At 71.1% G+C, this 16703-nt stretch carries 17 protein-coding genes; 8 read left to right on the top strand and 9 right to left on the bottom strand.

The window, feature by feature from the left end; genetic code table 11:
• Positions 1-192 precede the first annotated feature (192 nt).
• The 3 genes from ACIQAC_RS39810 to ACIQAC_RS39800 all read right to left on the bottom strand — a co-directional run bounded on the left by ACIQAC_RS39810 (position 193) and on the right by ACIQAC_RS39800 (position 2136).
• On the bottom strand, positions 193-567 hold the full coding sequence (locus ACIQAC_RS39810; protein ID WP_402200473.1) for a peptidase inhibitor family I36 protein: 375 nt from the start codon (positions 565-567) through the stop codon (positions 193-195).
• Positions 568-648: 81 nt separating this feature from the next.
• Positions 649-1020 (bottom strand): peptidase inhibitor family I36 protein, encoded by a 372-nt coding sequence (locus ACIQAC_RS39805; protein WP_402200479.1) that lies wholly within the window; start codon positions 1018-1020, stop codon positions 649-651.
• Positions 1021-1194: 174 nt separating this feature from the next.
• A complete protein-coding gene (locus tag ACIQAC_RS39800; protein ID WP_402200471.1) occupies positions 1195-2136 on the bottom strand; it encodes a LysR family transcriptional regulator in 942 nt (313 codons plus the stop codon).
• Between the two features lie 316 nt (positions 2137-2452).
• Here ACIQAC_RS39800 and ACIQAC_RS39795 point away from each other — a divergent pair, with 316 nt between their 5' ends.
• The gene (locus tag ACIQAC_RS39795) at positions 2453-3571 is read left to right on the top strand and encodes an ArsR/SmtB family transcription factor (protein WP_402200469.1); all 1119 of its coding nucleotides are present in this window, start codon (positions 2453-2455) and stop codon (positions 3569-3571) included.
• Between the two features lie 39 nt (positions 3572-3610).
• Here ACIQAC_RS39795 and ACIQAC_RS39790 read toward each other — a convergent pair whose 3' ends face one another.
• Positions 3611-4390 (bottom strand): FadR/GntR family transcriptional regulator, encoded by a 780-nt coding sequence (locus ACIQAC_RS39790; RefSeq protein ID WP_402200467.1) that lies wholly within the window; start codon positions 4388-4390, stop codon positions 3611-3613.
• A 94-nt stretch (positions 4391-4484) separates the two neighbouring features.
• On the opposite strand from ACIQAC_RS39790, the gene ACIQAC_RS39785 reads away from it, so the two are divergent.
• Positions 4485-5366, top strand: coding sequence for a carbon-nitrogen hydrolase family protein (locus tag ACIQAC_RS39785; protein ID WP_402200465.1), 882 nt, complete (start codon positions 4485-4487; stop codon positions 5364-5366).
• 69 nt (positions 5367-5435) lie between these two features.
• Positions 5436-6815, top strand: a complete 1380-nt coding sequence (locus ACIQAC_RS39780; protein ID WP_402200464.1) for an APC family permease — start codon at positions 5436-5438, stop codon at positions 6813-6815.
• 13 nt (positions 6816-6828) lie between these two features.
• Here ACIQAC_RS39780 and ACIQAC_RS39775 read toward each other — a convergent pair whose 3' ends face one another.
• From ACIQAC_RS39775 to ACIQAC_RS39760, 4 genes are all read right to left on the bottom strand, one after another.
• Entirely contained in the window at positions 6829-7764 is a 936-nt protein-coding gene (locus ACIQAC_RS39775; protein WP_402200463.1) for an ABC transporter substrate-binding protein, read from the bottom strand.
• Positions 7765-7902: 138 nt separating this feature from the next.
• Entirely contained in the window at positions 7903-8592 is a 690-nt protein-coding gene (locus ACIQAC_RS39770) for an ABC transporter permease (protein ID WP_402200462.1), read from the bottom strand.
• Positions 8589-9254, bottom strand: a complete 666-nt coding sequence (locus tag ACIQAC_RS39765; protein WP_402200460.1) for an ABC transporter permease — start codon at positions 9252-9254, stop codon at positions 8589-8591. Before ACIQAC_RS39765 ends, ACIQAC_RS39770 begins: the two co-directional genes overlap by 4 nt.
• Positions 9247-10599, bottom strand: coding sequence for an ATP-binding cassette domain-containing protein (locus tag ACIQAC_RS39760; protein ID WP_402200459.1), 1353 nt, complete (start codon positions 10597-10599; stop codon positions 9247-9249). Before ACIQAC_RS39760 ends, ACIQAC_RS39765 begins: the two co-directional genes overlap by 8 nt.
• 184 nt (positions 10600-10783) lie before the next feature.
• Here ACIQAC_RS39760 and ACIQAC_RS39755 point away from each other — a divergent pair, with 184 nt between their 5' ends.
• The 4 genes from ACIQAC_RS39755 (at position 10784) to ACIQAC_RS39740 (ending at position 15363) form a co-directional block, all read left to right on the top strand.
• Positions 10784-11785, top strand: a complete 1002-nt coding sequence (locus ACIQAC_RS39755; RefSeq protein ID WP_402200457.1) for an ornithine cyclodeaminase family protein — start codon at positions 10784-10786, stop codon at positions 11783-11785.
• Positions 11782-13383 carry a histidine ammonia-lyase gene (gene hutH, locus ACIQAC_RS39750; protein WP_402200455.1) on the top strand — a complete coding sequence of 534 codons (1602 nt, stop codon included), beginning with the start codon at positions 11782-11784 and terminating at the stop codon, positions 13381-13383. The genes ACIQAC_RS39755 and hutH overlap by 4 nt, the downstream gene beginning before the upstream one ends.
• 67 nt (positions 13384-13450) lie before the next feature.
• Positions 13451-14473: a DUF4331 family protein gene (locus ACIQAC_RS39745; protein WP_402200453.1), complete on the top strand. Its 1023-nt coding sequence runs from the start codon at positions 13451-13453 to the stop codon at positions 14471-14473.
• Positions 14474-14532: 59 nt separating this feature from the next.
• Positions 14533-15363 carry an alpha/beta fold hydrolase gene (locus tag ACIQAC_RS39740; RefSeq protein WP_402200451.1) on the top strand — a complete coding sequence of 277 codons (831 nt, stop codon included), beginning with the start codon at positions 14533-14535 and terminating at the stop codon, positions 15361-15363.
• A gap of 83 nt (positions 15364-15446) precedes the next feature.
• Here ACIQAC_RS39740 and ACIQAC_RS39735 read toward each other — a convergent pair whose 3' ends face one another.
• Positions 15447-16247 (bottom strand): SDR family NAD(P)-dependent oxidoreductase, encoded by an 801-nt coding sequence (locus ACIQAC_RS39735; RefSeq protein WP_402200449.1) that lies wholly within the window; start codon positions 16245-16247, stop codon positions 15447-15449.
• A 54-nt stretch (positions 16248-16301) separates the two neighbouring features.
• On the opposite strand from ACIQAC_RS39735, the gene ACIQAC_RS39730 reads away from it, so the two are divergent.
• Entirely contained in the window at positions 16302-16655 is a 354-nt protein-coding gene (locus ACIQAC_RS39730; protein ID WP_402200448.1) for an ArsR/SmtB family transcription factor, read from the top strand.
• Positions 16656-16703: the final 48 nt, after the last annotated feature.

Below are 16703 nucleotides of genomic sequence, written 5' to 3'. Positions count from 1 at the left end.
GCGCGGGGGGGGGGGGGGGGGGGGGGGGGGGGGGGGGGGCGCGGCGCGCGGGGGGGGGGGGGGCGGGGGGGGGGCCCCCGGGGGGCCCCCCGGGGGCCCGGGGGGGGGGGGCGGGGGGGGCCGGCCCCCCGATCGGCAGATGCGCACGCGGGCACGCTGCCGCTCAGACCGTCGCCCTGGGGGTGCGACGGCTCAGCATTCACCGCGCCAGGTCGCCGACCCGATCGTCGCGTAGATGATGTTCGCCTTGTACTGACCCGGGCCCGGGTTGTAGTGCAGACACAAGCTACGGACCTCCGTGGTGTAGCCGTAGCTGAGCTGGATGTGGTCGGCGCCAGGAGCCACGTACCCGTTGTTGAACACGGAGCCGACGCTGTGGATCTCGCCCTTCCAGTTGCCGGCCGTCGCCAGCAGCAGCGTGCCGCGCTGGTCCGGCTCCGAGTAGGCGCAGAAGTAACCCTTCGGGCAACCCGGCGGGTTGGGCTCGGCGGAGGCGGTGGGGGCGGTGACGACAACGGCCGCGAACGCGGCGGCGGCGGCCAGGGTGCTGAGGGCGAGCTTACGCACAGCGGGTTCCTTCCCTGTGGTGACGGGTGTGATGAGGAGTGTGGTGTTCGGTGGGGCAGGTACTACGGCATACAACCGGGGTTAGGGGTACGGGCACTCGCCGCGCCACTTCACCGCGAGGATCCGCGTCCAGATGGCGTGGTTGGACTTGTACTGGCCCGGCCCCGGGTTGTGGTGGACGCAGAAGGTGTCCTCGTAGCCGTAGTTGATGGTCACATCGACGTGGTCGGCACCGGGGTAGGAGTAGCCGTTGTTGAAGAGGGACTCGAAGAACACGGAGCCGGACCAGTCACCGGCGGTCTTCACCACGAGCTGGCCCGTCTGGTTCGGCCCGTTCCACGCGCAGAAGTAACCCTTCGGGCAACCCGGCGGGTCGGGCTCGGCCGACGCGGTGGGAGCCATGGCGACGATGCCGGCGAACGCGGCGGCTGTGGCGAGAACGCCCAGGCGCATGCGCACTGTTGCCTCTCTTCCTGTTGTGAGGGACGCCGGGGGGCTGTGATCCGCTCCCCGCCCGCACGGCAGCATGCCCATCCGCGGAGAGATCCGCCCCCCTTTTCGGCCTGGACCGAAAAGACCGTCCCGGCGCGCGCCGGCAGCCGATCCACCTCGCGTCCGCGAGGTGGCTCAGCGGGAGCGGGCCTGCTCCCAGCGGGCCGAGGAGATCGCCGCGGTCGCCGCCTCGCGCACCGCCCGTACCGCCGGCCGGTCGCGGTGTTCGACCGGCCAGCCGAGGGCCGACACCGACGGGGACAGGTCGACCACGTCGACGTAGCGCACACCCGGCCGGGGGAAGAACTCCCGCGCCGCCGCAGGCAGAAAGCACATCCCCTGCCCCGCGGCGACCGCGTGCAGCAGCCCCTCCATGTCGGACACGACCGGGCCGTACCGCACCCGTCGGCCGCCCGGGCGCGGGTCCACCGCCCAGAAGTCCCACCACACCCGGGGCACTTCAGGCGGTACGTCCAGGAAGACCCGGTCGCCGAGGTCGGCGAGGAGGATCTCGGGGCGCTCCGTCAGCGGGTCGTCGGCGGGCAGACAGGCGACGCGCGGCTCCGTGGCCAGCTCCAGCAGCTCCACGCCGGCGGGTACCGGGGGCCGGAGGAAGGCGACGTCGATGTCGCCGGAGAGCAGCCGGACCAGATGCTCGGCGAAGCCGAGGGTACGGATCTCCACCGTGAGCCCCGGATGCAGTGCGCGCAGTTGCTCAAGCACCACGTGGGTGTAGGACATGGCGGCCTCGGCGCCGACCATCCCCACCACCACATGCGTGGAGAGGGTGCGGGCCCACTGCCCGGCCCGGACCCGCAGCCGGTCCATCGCCCCGACCGTCTCCCGCGCCTCCACCATCAGGGCGCGGCCCGCTTCGGTGAGCGTCACACTGCGGCTGTCGCGTGCGAACAGCGGGACACCCAGGCGCCGCTCCAGCTCCTGGATCTGGCGGCTCAGCGAGGGCTGCGCGATGTGCAGCCGCGCGGCGGCCCTTCCAAAGTGCAACTCCTCGCCCAGCGCCAGGAAAAGCCGCAGCTGATGCAGGCTCGGCTCCGCCGTACCTCCCGGATCTGGCATCACGCACGTCCTTAACCTGCGGCCATAGAGGCCTCTGCATCGATCGGGCCCATAATCTCATCGCCCGCACCGACTTGGACCGATCCCCTCCGTGCGACTCTTGTGAACCGCCGCACTGTCCGGACTGACCAACCGGTACGGTCGGCGCAGCAGAACCGCCGCACCGTCCGGACCGACCACCGGCACAGTCGGCGGAACAGGACCGCCGCACCGTCCCGACCGACCATCGGAACGGCCGGCGAAGCAGAGCCGCCGCACCGTCCGGACCGACCACCGGCACGGCAGGCGGTGGCAACGGAACATCGGGGGAGTAACAGTGCTGCGTATCCACTTCACTGACGCGGACCTGGCCCGCGTCCGTCTGGCGCGCGATCCGGACCCGGTCTGGGAGACCCTCCTGGGCCTGCACAAACTGACCGCACCGCGGCGCGGCCTGCCCGTCTTCGCCCACTGGCGGCACACCGCCCGGGCCGGACTGGCCGCGAAGGGACTGGTGACACCGGCCAGGATGCTTGCCGCCCTCGCCCCGGCGTCGGCGGGCTACTGGCCCGACTTCCTGACCCCCGACGCCTCGGCCGACGGTCTGGAGCCCGCGCTGGAGGAACTGCGCGCGACGCCCGGGACGCGGCGGCGCCAGGAACTGGACCGGCTGGCCGGCACCCACGCGCTGCCGCGCTGGGCGCACGGTCTGGCCGCGGGCGACCGGACGGTGACCGACGAGGTCGTGACCGCGTTCCGGCTGGTGCACCAGACCATCGTGGCGCCGGACTGGGCCGGAACGGACCGGACCACCGAGGCCGACCGGGCCCTGCGGACACGCACCCTGCGCGATCGAGGGGTCCACGGACTGCTGGACTCCTTCCGTCCGTTGATGGTGTGGCGCCCTCCCGTACTGCACGTGCGCTATCCGGAGGACCGGGATCTGTACCTCGGCGGGCGCGGGGTACGGCTGATCCCCTCGCACTTCTGCTGGAACACCCCCATCGCGCTGGCCGACCCGACGCTGCCGCAGGTCCTCGCCTACCCCGTCGCCCATCCCACGACCTGGGCGCCGGAGGCCACCCGCGACCGGCGCGCCGAAGCGCTGGCCACCCTGATCGGCCGGACCCGCGCCCGGGTGCTGGCCGCCCTGGACGCCACCGCGACCACCGGGGAGATCGCCCAGCGCCTCGGCATCTCGGCCCCCTCGGCCAGCGAACACGTCGCCGCCCTGCGGGACGTGGACCTCGCGCACAGCATGCGCGTCGGCTCCCACGTCGTGCACACCCTGACCCCGCTGGGTGCCGCGCTGCTCAGCGGCGATCTGCCGGGGCGGCGCCCGGTCGACTCCACACCCCTCCCCAACACCCCGCGACCGGCCGCGGGCGACCGCCGGCCGCGGTCGTCCGGGAGTGGGGTACGGACCGTGGCCCGGCGCAGTCCGGCGGTGAAGTAGCCGCTCGCCAGTGGCGTGACGCAGGAGGGGCGGGCCCGGCTATGTTCCGGGCCCGCCCCTCGGGCGGTCCTCGGCCGGGGCCTGGCGAGTCGGGTCCGTCAGGCCCATGAACATGGTGTTGTGCAGTACGTCGACGTGACGCCGGGCCACCTCGGCGGCCCCGGCCGCGTCCTTGCGGCGCAGGGCGCCGATGAGCCGGCGGTGCTCCGTGTTGGACGCTCGCAGCGCTTCCATCGGGTAGGGCAGGTAGTAGCGGTACAGCTCGCGGAGGACGGTGCCGTAGGGGACGGCGACCGAGGGTATGCCCGTCGCCTCCGCCAGCCGCAGGTGGAAACGCTCGTCGCAGCCGTGGAACTCCGCCCAGCTGGGTACCCGGTCCATCTCCTCGACCAGGTCGTGCAGTTCGGACAGATCGTCCGGCGAGGCGTGGCCCGAGGCGAGATGGGCGATGCCGCACTCCAGGGCGAGCCGGTGGTCGATCAGACGGTGCACGGCGGCCTGGTCGGCGCGGTACGCCTCCGCGGCGACGACCGCGCCGTGCGTCGGTTCGGTGGCGACGTGTGTGCCGCCGTTGCGGCCCCGTCGGCGTTCGAGGACACCGTCGGCGCACAGGGACACCAGGGCCCGGCGGACGGTGATCTCGCCGACCTTCAGACCGGCCGCTATCTCGGCGGTCCCGGGAAGCCGCTCACCCGGGGCGAGCAGCCCGAGGTCCACGGCCAGGGCGATCCTCGCGCGTACGGCCTCCAGGGCGGACAGCCTGCTCACACCGGTCAGCTCACCGAAGGGGAGCGTGCCGTTCTCGTCGGTGGAGGCCATGTCGATCACCCTAACGGGCCTGTTCCGGCGGTCCTCGGCGGACCGGTCACGGAACCCTTGTTTAATTGTTCATTCTGATCTAATTTCTCTTCCCATGTCCCGCCCTCTTCCGATTGCTCTCGCGCAGCTCCCCCAGCACCCCGCAAACGAGCAGCTCAGCGGCTTTGCGGCCGAGGTGGAGAGTCTCCGCTCACGCTTTCCGCATACACGTCTCGCGGTCTTCCCCGAGCTGCATCTGTGCGGTGTCGACGGTTTTGGCCCGGAGGCGAACGACCGGCTCCGGGAGATCGCCGAGCCGCTCGACGGCCCCCGCGTCAAGGCGCTCGCCGAGCTCGCCGGGGACCTGGGCATGTGGCTGCTGCCGGGCACGCTGTGCGAGCGCGGTCCCGAGGGGCAGCTGTACAACACCGCCGTCGTCCTCTCGCCCGAGGGCCGCCTGGTGGCGTCGTACCGCAAGATCTTTCCCTGGCGCCCCAGCGAGCCCTACGACCCGGGAGACCGGTTCGTCGTCTTCGACATCCCGGGCACGGGCCGGATCGGGCTCGCGATCTGCTACGACGTGTGGTTCCCCGAGGTCACCCGCCACCTCGCCTGGATGGGCGCCGAGGTCATCGTCAACCCCGTGATGACCACCACCGCCGACCGGGCCCAGGAGACCGTCCTGGCCCGCGCCAACGCCATCGTCAACCAGGTGCACGTGGTCAGCGTCAACACCGCCGGTCCCGTGGGCCGCGGCCACAGCCTCGTCGTGGACCCCGAAGGGCGGGTCCGGGCCGAGGCGGCGGGCGACGGCGCCACGATCCTCACCGACGTGATCGACCTGGACGACGTGACCCGCGTCCGGACGTACGGCACCGCGGGTGTGACCCGCGTCTGGGACCAGTTCACCAACGACGACGTCCCCGTCGAACTGCCGCTCTACGGCGGGCGCATCGACCCACGGACCTGGCACCCGCACCACAGACCAACAGCCTGACCGTCCCGACAGCCCGCCTCACCGTCCCCGCAGTCCCTTGTTCTGCACCCAAGCTCACCGGAGCACGCCATGTCCCACGGCAGTGACGCCGCGCCCGCGCTCGCGCGCACCCTCGGCCTCAGAGCGGTCGTCCTGTTCGGTCTCGCCTACATGACACCGATGATCGTCCTCGGGACGTTCGGTGTGGTCGCCACCGAGACCGGCGGTGCCGTCCCCACCGCCTATCTGCTCGCGCTGGTCGCCATGCTGTTCACCGCGCAGAGCTACGGCCGGATGGCCGCCACCTATCCGGTCGCGGGCTCCTCGTACACCTATGTGCGCAAGGCCCTCGACGCGCGGCTCGGCTTCCTCGTCGGCTGGGTGACCCTGCTCGACTACTTCTTCCTGCCGATGGTCATCTGGCTCATCGGCGGCGCCTATCTCCAGGCGCAGTACCCCAGCGTCCCCGGCTGGGTCTGGATCGTCGCCTTCATCGTCGTCACCACCGCCCTGAACGTGCGTGGCATCAAGACCGCGGAACGGGTCAACGACCTGCTGATGGTCTTCCAGGTGCTGGTCATCCTCGTCTTCGTGGCCCTGTCACTGAGTCATGTCGCCGACCTCGGCGGAGCGGGCGCGCTCGCGAGCACCACACCGTTCAGCAACAGCGCCACCTCACTGGCCGGCGTCTCGGCCGGCGCCGCCCTCGCCGCCTACTCGTTCCTCGGCTTCGACGCCGTCACCACGCTCACCGAGGAGACGGTCGACCCGAAGCGGACCATGCCGCGCGCGATCCTGCTGATCGCCCTGATCGGCGGCGCGATCTTCGTGACGGTCGCCTACGCCACCCAACTCGCCCACCCCGGCGCGCAGTTCGACGACGAGGGGTCGGCGGCCTTCGAGATCGCCAAGACCATCGGCGGCGACCTCTTCTCGTCGGTCTTCCTCGCCGGACTCGTCGTGGCGCAGTTCGCCTCCGGCATCGCCGCCCAGGCCAGCTCCTCCCGCCTGCTGTACGCCATGGGCCGCGACGGCGCCCTGCCCCGCGGGTTCTTCGCCCGGGTGCACCCGCGCTACCGCACGCCCGCCCTCAACATCCTGCTGACCGGCGCCATCGGGCTCGTCGCCCTGAGCCTGGACGTCGCCACGTCGACGTCGTTCATCAACTTCGGTGCCTTCGTCGCCTTCACCTTCGTCAACGTCGCCGTCATCGCCACCTACCTCCGGCTGCGCCGCGAGGGGGCCGCGCCGAACCCGCTGACGTACCTCGTCGCCCCCGCGATCGGCGCGGCCGTGGACCTCTACCTGCTCTACAACCTCGACGGCACGGCACTCACCCTCGGACTGATCTGGCTGGGCCTGGGAGTGGTCTATCTCGCCTGGCTCACCCGTCTGTTCCGCAACCCGCCGCCGAGCCTGGAGCCCGGCGACGCGGAGGACGACCACGGCACGGCGCCGGTGCCCGGCTAGAGCGGGTGCCGGGTCAGCTCACGATGCCGGCCTTGGTCAGCCACTCCTTGGCGACGTCCGAGGCGTCCTCCTTGTCGTTCACGAGCTTCTTCATCATGTCCAGCAGGTCCTGGGTGGTGAGCTTGGCCGAGACGCCGTTGAGCGCCGCCCTGGCCGTGTCGTCGACCGCGGACTTGTAGATCAGCGGTGTGACGTTCTGCGAGGAGTAGAGGTTCTTTGGATCCTGGAGCACCACCAGGTTGTCCTCGACGATCGCCGGATCCGTGGTGTAGATGTTCGCGGCCTGGACCTCGCCCGAGTTCAGCAGCTTCAGCAGGGTGCTCTGGGCGCCCGCGTCGAGCGGCTGGAACTTCCCGAACTCCACGCCGTAGATGTCCTTCAGACCGATCCAGCCCTGCTGGCGCGTCTTGAACTCCGAACCGGCGCCGATCGTCCAGTCACCCGCGACCGACTTGAGGTCGGCGAGGGTCTTGAGGTTGTACTTCTTGGCCGTCTCGGCGGTCACGGTGACGGAGTTCTTGTCCTCGGCCTCCGCGGAGTCCAGGATCGTCAGCTCCGAGGGGAGCTTCTGCTTCAGCTCGGCGTTGATGTCCTCCGTGCTGGTCGCGGTGCTCTTCTTGTCGACGGCCACCGCCAGCAGGGCCCCGTTGTACTCGGGGAAGACCTGGATGCCGCCCTTGGCGACCTGGTCGTAGTAGACCTCGCGGGCGCCGATGTTGAACTTGCGGGTCACCGTCAGGCCCTTGGCCTCCAGCGCCTCGGCGTAGATCTCGGCGAGCAGCTGGTTCTCGGGGAAGTTCGCCGAGCCGACGACGATGGCCTTGCCGTCACCGCCGTCGCCGCCACCGCCGGCCAGCGGGTTGTCGTCGCCGCCGCTCTCCCCGCCGCAGGCGGTCAGCGACAGCGCGGCGACCAGGGCGAGGGCGGCGCCACGGTGGATGCCTTTCATGGGTGTTTCCTTTCTCGGAGCCCGGGGGCTCGGACACAGCTCAGGTCTCGGAGCCTTCAGGCCCGGACGGGGTCGGGTCGCGGAGCCTTCAGGCCCGGACGCGGGTCGGGTCGCGGAGCCCGCGGGCCCGGACGTGGTTCAGGACTTGGACGCCGAGAGCCTCAGGCCCGGCGAGAGGACGACGCGCCGCAACGCGGTGAACAGCACCTGCACGACGAGCGCCAGGACCACGACCACGGTCGAACCGCCGATGACCAGCTCGTAGTCGTTGCGGGCCAGACCGTCGACGATGAAGCGGCCCAGGCCGCCGAGGCCGGGATAGGCCGCGACGGTCGCGGTGGCCACCACCTGGATCGCGGCGACCCTGAGACCGAGCAGGATCAGTGGCAGCGCCATCGGCACCTCCACCTTCACCAGGACCTCCCACTCGGTCATGCCGACCCCGCGCGCGGCGTCCCTGGTGGCGGGGTCCACACCCCGGACCCCCTCGAACGTGTTGATGAGGATCGGCGGCACCGCGAGCGCCGTCAGGGCGACCAGCACCGGGGTGGTGCTCAACCCGCCGACCGCGACGACGAGCACCACCAGGCCGAACGTGGGGATCGCCCGCGCGAGGTTGGCGACGGCCGCCACCGCGAACGCCCCGCGACCGGTGTGCCCGACGAGCAGCCCGAGCGACAGCCCGATCAGCGTGGCGAAGAACAACGACAGGCCGCTGTACGTGAGGTGCTCAAGCAGCCGCTGCGGGATGCCCTCCGCGCCGTGCCACTGCTTCGAGGACGTCAACCAGTCGCCCACGAGGTCGAGTTGGTTCATGAGATCGTTCATGTCGCCGTCACCCTGCTCCGCGACCAGGGGGTGAGCAGTCGCTGCGCCAGCACGAGCAGTGCGTCGGTGGCGAGCGCCAGCAGCATGATCAGTGCGATCGCGGTGACGATCGGGGTCGGGAAGTCCAGCTGGAGGCCACGGGTGATGTAGTAGCCGAGGCCGCCCTGGCCGATCAGCTGTCCCACGGCGACAAGGCTGATCGACGAGACGGCGGCGACACGTACGCCGGCGATGACGACGGGCACCGCGATCGGCAGTTCCACCTGGACGACCTGGCGCACGGGACCGAATCCCAGCGCCACGGCCGCCTGGCGGACCGGATCGGGGACCGAGGCCAGCCCGTCCACGACGTTCGGTATGAGGACCGACAGGGTGTAGAGCGTCAGCGGGATCATCACGGTGCGTTCCGTCAGCCCGGTGTACTTGACGAAGATCATGAACAGGGCGAGTGACGGGATCGAGTACAGGATGTTGGCCACGGTCAGCACCGGCGGGTACAGCCAGCGCCAGCGGTGGCAGAGGATGCCGAGGGGGATCGAGATGACCAGCCCGAACAGCACCGGCAGCAGGGCGAGTCTGAGGTGGACGCCGGTGTAGTCGGCCAGCTCGCCGATGTGATCACCGATCCAGGCCCAGCGGACCAGCGGTTCACCGTCAGTCATGGGTCACCGCCGGGCTGGGGTCCTCGGCGGCGGTGGGGGTGCCGGGTTTGGTGACGTCTACGGGGGCCGGGTCCGCGGGGTTCGTGTCTACGGGGGTCGGGTCTCCGGAATTCGTGTCTACCGGGTTCGGGTCTCCGGAGTTCGTGTCTACGGGGTTCGGGTCCGCCGGTTTCGTGTCCACGGCACTGACCACCCCCGTACTCGCCCCATCGGGCGTCCCCTCCGCCCCCTCCGTCCCCACCGCTCCCGCTCCCGCCCCCGCCACCACAGCCACCGCCGCCAGCTCGTGCGCGTCCACCACGCCGACCACCGCGCCGTCCGCGTCCACGCCCACCGCGAGCCGGGACGGCGACAGCAGGGCGGAGTCGAGGGCGGCCCGTGCCGAGTCGCCGACGAGGCTGAAGGTGTGGCCGAGCGGTGTGAGCCGCGCCTGCGCGAGGGTGCCGCTCTGCGGCAGCTCCGCGACCGCGGCCCAGCCCAGCGGGCGCCCCGCGTCGTCGACGACGAGCACCCACGGCTCGTCCGCCGCCCTGGCCCGTGCCACGGGAGAGGACAGCGGAAGCACCGGCCCGTCGCGCAGCGGCACCTGGTCCGCCGCGACGAAGGACAGCCGGCGGATACCCCGGTCGTGCCCGACGAAGCCGGACACGAAGTCGTCGGCGGGATGCGCCAGCAGCCGTTCGGGGGTGTCGAACTGCGCGAGCCGGCCGCCGGTACGGAACACCGCGATGTTGTCGCCGAGCCTGATCGCCTCGTCGATGTCATGGGTGACGAACACGATCGTCTTGTGCAGCTCCTTCTGGAGCCGGATCAGCTCAGCCTGTAGCTCCCCGCGCACGATCGGGTCGACGGCACTGAACGGCTCGTCCATCAGCAGCACCGGCGGATCCGCTCCCAGCGCCCTGGCGACCCCGACGCGCTGCTGCTGCCCGCCGGAGAGCTGGCTCGGATAGCGCCCCGCCGTCTCGGCGGGCAGGCCGACCAGCTCCAGCAGCTCCGCCGCCCGCGCCCGTGCCTTCTTCCGGCTCCAGCCGAGCAGCAGCGGCACCGTCGCGATGTTGTCGAGGACGGTCCGGTGCGGGAACAGCCCCGCGTGCTGGATCACGTACCCGATACCGCGGCGCAGTTCGGGGCCGTTGACCTCACGGATGTCCCGGCCGTGCAGGCTGACCGTCCCGGCCGTGGGCTCGACCATCCGGTTGATCATGCGCAGGGTGGTGGTCTTGCCGCAGCCGGAGGGGCCGACCAGGACCGTGGTGCCGCCCTCGGCCAGATCGAGGGACAACTCGTCCACGGCTGTTGTGCCGTTCGGATAGCTCTTGCTCACCGCGTCGAATCTGATCAAGACTGCCCCTCACCTGACTGCATATGACTATGCAGAGTCGCGAGTGAGTGAATGGCAGTCAATGGACGCCTGTGAACGCTGTATTACGTTCATACGAAATCAGGTCAAGGGTGACCGAATTGCCCCCGTTCCACGGCTGATGTGCCACTCACAATTGGCCAGCTCAGACGCAAGGAGACACCGCATGGAACCGGTCTGGTTCACCTTCCTGAACGGCTCGGACATCGCCCGGCTCGAACTGACCGACGCCGAGATACTCGACGCCGTCGAGGACGGCCTGCGCGCCCAGGGCGCCGGCGACACGGTCATCGAACCCCGCGTCCACCTGACACCCGATCCCGCGTTCAACGGCCACTTCAACGTCCTGCGCGGCTACATCGCCCCGCTCGCGCTGGCCGGGGTCAAGATCGTGGGCGACTACGTGGACAACTACCGGCAGGGCCTGCCCTCCGAGATGGCGCTGCTGAACCTCTTCGACCCGCGTACCGGCATGCCGGTGGCGGTCGTCGACGCCACCGCCATCACCGAGATGCGCACGGGTGCGATCACCGCGCTCGGGGCCCGCCATCTGGCCCGTTCGGACGCCAAGGTGCTCGGGCACATCGGCGCCCGCGCCACTTCGTACTGGAACGTCCGGCTGCTCGACCGGATCTTCGACCTCGCCGAGATCCGCGTCCACTCGCGGCGCCCCGAGAGCCGGGAGGCCTTCGCCGAGCGGCTGCGGAGCGACCTGGGCAAGCCCGTCGTCGTGACCGAGGACTGGCGGAGCTGTGTGGAGGGCGCGGACATCGTGGTGGAGGCCTCCCGGCTCGAAGCCCCGGCGCCGCTGCTGAGGACCGAGTGGATCGCCCCCGGATCCCTCGTGGTGCCCTACGGAACCAACAGCGCCGTCGAACTCTCCCTCACCGACGTCATGGACAAGATCGTCGTCGACGACTGGGGCCAGGCACACGCCGGTCCGTTCGGTGCCCTGCGCGCACATGTCGACAGCGGTCGGCTCAACAAGGGCAATCTGCATGCCGAGTTGGGCGAGATCGTCGCCGGCCGCAAGCCCGGCAGGGAGAGCGCCGGCGAGACGAACCTGTTCTGGCACCGCGGGCTCTCCCTCTCCGACATCGCGCTGGGCGCAGCCGTGTTGAAGAAGGCCGAAGAGCGCGGCCTCGGCCAGAAGCTCCGGTTCTCATGACCGGGACCGTCACCGGATCCACCACGGAAACGGTGCCCCGGGTCGTCCTCGACGGACGGAACCTGTCCTACGGGGATGTCGTCGCCGTCGCCCACCATGGTGCCGAAGTCGCCCTGGCCGACGCGGTGTTGCCACGCCTCGTACGTGAGCGGGCCGTCGTGGACGACGTCGTCGACCGCCAGGTGCCGACGTACGGCCTGACGACCGGGCTGGGCACCCGGTCGTCCTACGCGCTGCCCCGCGACGAACTCGACCTGTTCAGTGTCCGTACGGTCCGGGGGCGGGCCAACGCGGTCGGTGATCCGCTGTCCGTCCCCGTCGTCCGGGCCGCCGTCCTCGCCCGCGTCAACGGCATCGCGGGCGGCGGAAGCGGGGTGCGGCCGGAGATCGCGCGGCTGCTCGTCGACATGCTCAACACGGGGGTGCATCCGGTGATCCCCGAGGTGGGGTCGATCGGCGCCTCCGACCTGTGCCAGATGGCCCATGTCGGCCTGGTCGCCATCGGCGAGGGCAGCGCCGAGTTCGCCGGTACGGTGCTCGACGGCGGTACGGCACTGCGGCGGGCCGGCCTCACCCCCGCCCGCCTGGGCCCGAAGGACGGACATGTGCTGTGCAGCGCCAGCCCGCTGGCGGCCGGCCAGGGCGCACTCGTCCTGCACGAGGCGACCGCCCTCCTCGCCCTCGCCCAGGCCGTCACGGCGCTGACCTACGAGGGCTTCCGGGCGAACACCAGCCCTCTCGACAGCCGGATCCTGGACCTGCGCCCGGCACCCGGTCAGTCCGGCGCGGCGAGCGAACTGCTCGCCCTGCTGGAGGGCGGTGAACTGACCGATCCCCGGCACGCGCGCCGCGTCCAGGACCCCATCAGCCTGCGCTGCGCGGCCCAGGTGCACGGCGCGCTGTACGCCGCCCTGGACTTCGCCGACGCCGCACTGCGACCGGAGCTCAACGGCTGCGGCGACAACCCGGTCGTCCTGCCCGGCGAGGGCGGGATCCTCTCCTCCGGCAACTTCCACACCCCCGCCCTGGCCCTCGCCCTCGACACCCTCGCGCTGAGCCTGACGCAGACCGCGGCGCTCTCCGCGGAGCGTATGCGCCGGCTGCTCGACCCGGCCGTCACCGGGCTGCCCGCCAACCTCTCGCCGTACGGTCCCGAACGCTCGGGCTTCGCCCCGCTGGCCAAGACCGCCCAGGCGCTCGTCGCCGAGATCCGCATGCTGTCCGTCCCCGTGTGCACCGACACCCGCCAGGGCGCGGCGGCCGTGGAGGACGACTCGACCAACGCGGCCCTGGGAGCGCGGCGACTGGCCACGATGCTGGTCCGGCTGGGCCAGCTGCTCGCCGTCGAGGCCCTGGTCGCCGCCCAGGCCGTGGACCTGGCCGCGCCGCCCGTACTGGGACGCGGGCCGCGGTTCCTGCACGACGCGATCCGGCGGCTCGTGCCCGCCCTGGACGACGACCGCCCCTGCGGGGTGGACGTGGAGGCGGTGCACCGGCACGTCCTGGGCTCCGACGAGGTGCGCGGGAGGCTGCGCGCGGTGGTGGCGGAGGGGCCGAAGGCCACTTCCCTTTCAGTTGACGATTCTAATCGGTTCTGATTATCTCATCACCTAGAGGAAATCCGGTCAGGGGCCGGTCGGTAACCCAATCCCCGAGGTTGATCCCATGTCCCACCACCTCGACACCCCACTCGCCGCACAGAGCGGTCAGCTGTTCATCGACGACCTGTATGTGTTCCCCGGCGTGAACAGCACCGTGTTCGTCCTCGACGTCAACTCCGACATCACCGGCAAGTACGCCGAGCCCGGCTTCCATCCGGAGGCCCGTTACGAGTTCAAGGTCCACTTCGACGGCGCGGACTACGAGGAGCTGACCTACCGGTTCTCCTTCGCGGAACCCGACGCCGACGGCGGGCAGATGTACCAACTGCGTGAGCTCACCGGCACCGACGCCCCGGGAGACCTGGCCGACGCCCCGGTGCTCGCCGTGGGGCAGACCGGCCGCACCGTCGAGACCGGCGGGGTACGGACGTACGCCGGGCGGGTCTTCGACTCCTTCTACGTCGACCTGTCGTTGCTGGCCCGGGTCAACACGGCCGTGGCCGACGGCTCCGCCCCACAGCTGGCGGACTGGGATCCACGTACGGCCTCGAACAGCTTCACCGGCACCACGGTCGAGACGATCGTGCTCGAAGTTCCGCACACCCACCCCGCGTTGCGCCCGGGCGCCCGGGTCGGGGTGTGGGCCGCGACCAAACTGGCCACGGACGCCGGGGGCTGGCGGCAGGTGAACCGCGCCGGGAACCCGATGATGTGGCCCGTCTTCTGGCCCACGGACGTCGAGTTCACCAATCCGGCCAACATCCGCCACCCCTGCCAGGACGTTGCCGCGGCGGGCGAGCGGATCGCCGAGCAGGTGGCCGCGGTGGTACGCGCCGCCGGCACCTCGGCCGATCCCTCCGGCCACGGCCAACTGGTCGCCGGGCAACTGTTCCCCGACGTCCTTCCGTACGTCGTGGGCACCCCGGCCGGCTACGGACTCGCGGTGCGCAACGGCCGCACCCTCGCCGACAACGCTCCCGAGACGATGCTCTCCCTGGTCCTCAACACCGCCGTACCCAGCGGCCTCGGTCCCGCGACCAGTCAGGCACTGCGCAGGCCGAACTTCCCCTACCTCGTGCCCGCTTGAGTCACCCCTGTCGGAGCCGGTGCCCGCCGGCTCCGGCACACGCCTCCGAGGAGCAGCACATGCCCCATGTCACTGTCGGACGCGAGAACACGGCGCCCGTCGAGCTGTACTACGAGGACCACGGCCGGGGCCGTCCGGTCGTCCTGATCCACGGCTTCCCGCTCAGCGGCCGCGCCTGGGAACGCCAGGAGCGTGCCCTGCTCGCCGCCGGGCGCCGCGTCATCACCTACGACCGGCGCGGCTTCGGACGCTCGGGACGGCCGACCACCGGATACGACTACGACACCTTCGCCGCCGACCTGGACCACCTGCTGACCGCCCTCGACCTGGAGGACGTCGATCTGGCGGGCCACTCGATGGGCAGCGGGGAGATCGCCCGCTACCTGGGCACCTACGGCTCGGCCCGGGTCCGCAGGGCCGCGATCGTCTCGGGCATCCTGCCCCACCTGCTCCGCACGCCGCAGACACCCGACGGCGTACCGCAGGAGACCTTCGACGAGATCGCCACCGCGCTCACGAACGACCGGTTCGCCTACTTCACCGAGTGGAACAAGAACTTCTTCAACCTCGACGAGACCCTCGGCAGCCGGATCAGCGCCGAAGTGGTGCAGGACGCCTGGAACACCGCGGTGTCGGCGTCCGCGACCGGCACCATCGCCTGTGTCGCCACCTGGCACACCGACTTCCGCGGCGACCTGCCGAAGATCGACGTCCCGGTCCTGATCCTCCACGGCACCGCCGACCGGATCCTGCCGATCGACGCGTGCGGCCCCCGCGCCCACGACCTGATCAAGGACAGCCGTTACTTCCCGATCCAGGGTGCCGGACACGGCCTGTGCTGGACCCACGCCACCGAGGTCAACACGCACCTCGTGGACTTCTTCTCCTAGACCTGCGCCGCCCCCTCCAGGCGGCGCGAGGCCGGCCAGGGTGCTGGGGCACACCCCCGAGCTCCAGCACCCTGCCAGGGCCGTCAGATCAGTTCCAGGCCGCCGTCGAGGGTGAGGACCTGGCCGGTGAGCCAGGTGGTGGCCGGGTCGGACAGGCGCAGGATCCAGGTGGCCACTTCGTGTGGTTCGCCCCGGCGGCCGAGTGGGATACGGGCCGCCTCCTGCCGTTTGACGTCCTCGACGACCGCCTCGGGGAGGCCGGCCGCCGCCAGGGCCTGGCTCTCGGTCGGGCCGGGGGCCAGGGCGTTGACACGGACGCCGTCGGCGGCGAGTTCGGCGGCCCAGCTGCGGGTGAGTTGTTCGAGGGCCGCCTTGGAGGCCGCGTAGTAGGAGCCGCCGGGCAGCGGGCGGTGGCCGTAGGTGCTGGACAGGTTGGTGATCGAGCCCCGGCTTCGGCGCAGGTGGGGCAGCGCGTGGTGGGCCAGCAGGCTGGGCACGGTGACGTTGAGGTCGAAGACGTCGGCTATGGCGGTCGCGGTGGTGTCGGCGAGCGTCATGAGCTGGGCGGCTCCGGCGTTGTTGACCAGCACGTCCAGTTGACCCCAGCGGGCGGTGGCGGCCTCGACCGTCTCCTCTGCCGCTCCGGGGGCCCTCAGGTCTGCCGGATGAACGGCGATTCCCGGATGCCCGGCGGCGGTCTCGTCCAGGGCGTCCTTGCGGCGCCCCACGACCAGCACCCGCGCGCCGGCGCCCGCGAAGGCGCGTGCCGTGGCCCGGCCGATACCTGATCCGGCGCCGGTGACGATGACGACTCGGCCGGTGAAGTCCGCGGGGGGATGCGTGGGGGGATGTGCGGGTGAGTGGGCGGGGGGATGTGCGTTCACTGCCACCTCGATGTTCGACGTTCGTAGAACATCGAACAATGTAGCATGGTCATCATGAAGCAGGCGCGACACCCCGAGCCGGACGAGATCACCCTCATGGAAGTGATGGGGGCCCTCAACGACCCCATCCGGGTCGGCCTGGTGCGCGTACTCTCCGACGGCCGCGAACACGGCTGGGGCGAACTGCGGGTACCGGTGGCCAAGTCCACCCTCAGCCACCATCTGCGGGTGCTGCGCGCCGCCGGCGTCACCCGCACCCGCCAGGAAGGCACCCGGTGCTACGTCGAGCTGCGCCGCGGCGACCTGGACGACCGCTTCCCCGGCCTGCTGAACGCCGTCCTCGGAGCGGCGGACCGCGACGACATCGGCGCCCATGTGGGCCTCGCCGCCGACGACGCTGACGCCTGACGCCGGAGGTCGGAGGTCGGAGGGCGGAGGGCGGCCGGGTCGTCGTTG

This window comes from Streptomyces sp. NPDC088387 (assembly GCF_044753385.1).
Classification (GTDB): domain Bacteria; phylum Actinomycetota; class Actinomycetes; order Streptomycetales; family Streptomycetaceae; genus Streptomyces.
This window is presented reverse-complemented; position numbering and strand designations above follow the sequence as displayed.

What these genes read in the sequence shown, in the direction of transcription:
- ACIQAC_RS39805 (WP_402200479.1), bottom strand. Translation starts at nt 1,020, where the DNA reads ATGCGCCTGGGCGTTCTCGCCACAGCCGCCGCGTTCGCCGGCATCGTC.
- ACIQAC_RS39800 (WP_402200471.1), bottom strand. Translation starts at nt 2,136, where the DNA reads ATGCCAGATCCGGGAGGTACGGCGGAGCCGAGCCTGCATCAGCTGCGG.
- ACIQAC_RS39790 (WP_402200467.1), bottom strand. Translation starts at nt 4,390, where the DNA reads ATGGCCTCCACCGACGAGAACGGCACGCTCCCCTTCGGTGAGCTGACC.
- ACIQAC_RS39785 (WP_402200465.1), top strand. Translation starts at nt 4,485, where the DNA reads ATGTCCCGCCCTCTTCCGATTGCTCTCGCGCAGCTCCCCCAGCACCCC.
- ACIQAC_RS39780 (WP_402200464.1), top strand. Translation starts at nt 5,436, where the DNA reads ATGTCCCACGGCAGTGACGCCGCGCCCGCGCTCGCGCGCACCCTCGGC.
- ACIQAC_RS39775 (WP_402200463.1), bottom strand. Translation starts at nt 7,764, where the DNA reads ATGAAAGGCATCCACCGTGGCGCCGCCCTCGCCCTGGTCGCCGCGCTG.
- ACIQAC_RS39770 (WP_402200462.1), bottom strand. Translation starts at nt 8,592, where the DNA reads ATGAACGATCTCATGAACCAACTCGACCTCGTGGGCGACTGGTTGACG.
- ACIQAC_RS39765 (WP_402200460.1), bottom strand. Translation starts at nt 9,254, where the DNA reads ATGACTGACGGTGAACCGCTGGTCCGCTGGGCCTGGATCGGTGATCAC.
- ACIQAC_RS39755 (WP_402200457.1), top strand. Translation starts at nt 10,784, where the DNA reads ATGGAACCGGTCTGGTTCACCTTCCTGAACGGCTCGGACATCGCCCGG.
- hutH (WP_402200455.1), top strand. Translation starts at nt 11,782, where the DNA reads ATGACCGGGACCGTCACCGGATCCACCACGGAAACGGTGCCCCGGGTC.
- ACIQAC_RS39745 (WP_402200453.1), top strand. Translation starts at nt 13,451, where the DNA reads ATGTCCCACCACCTCGACACCCCACTCGCCGCACAGAGCGGTCAGCTG.
- ACIQAC_RS39740 (WP_402200451.1), top strand. Translation starts at nt 14,533, where the DNA reads ATGCCCCATGTCACTGTCGGACGCGAGAACACGGCGCCCGTCGAGCTG.
- ACIQAC_RS39730 (WP_402200448.1), top strand. Translation starts at nt 16,302, where the DNA reads ATGAAGCAGGCGCGACACCCCGAGCCGGACGAGATCACCCTCATGGAA.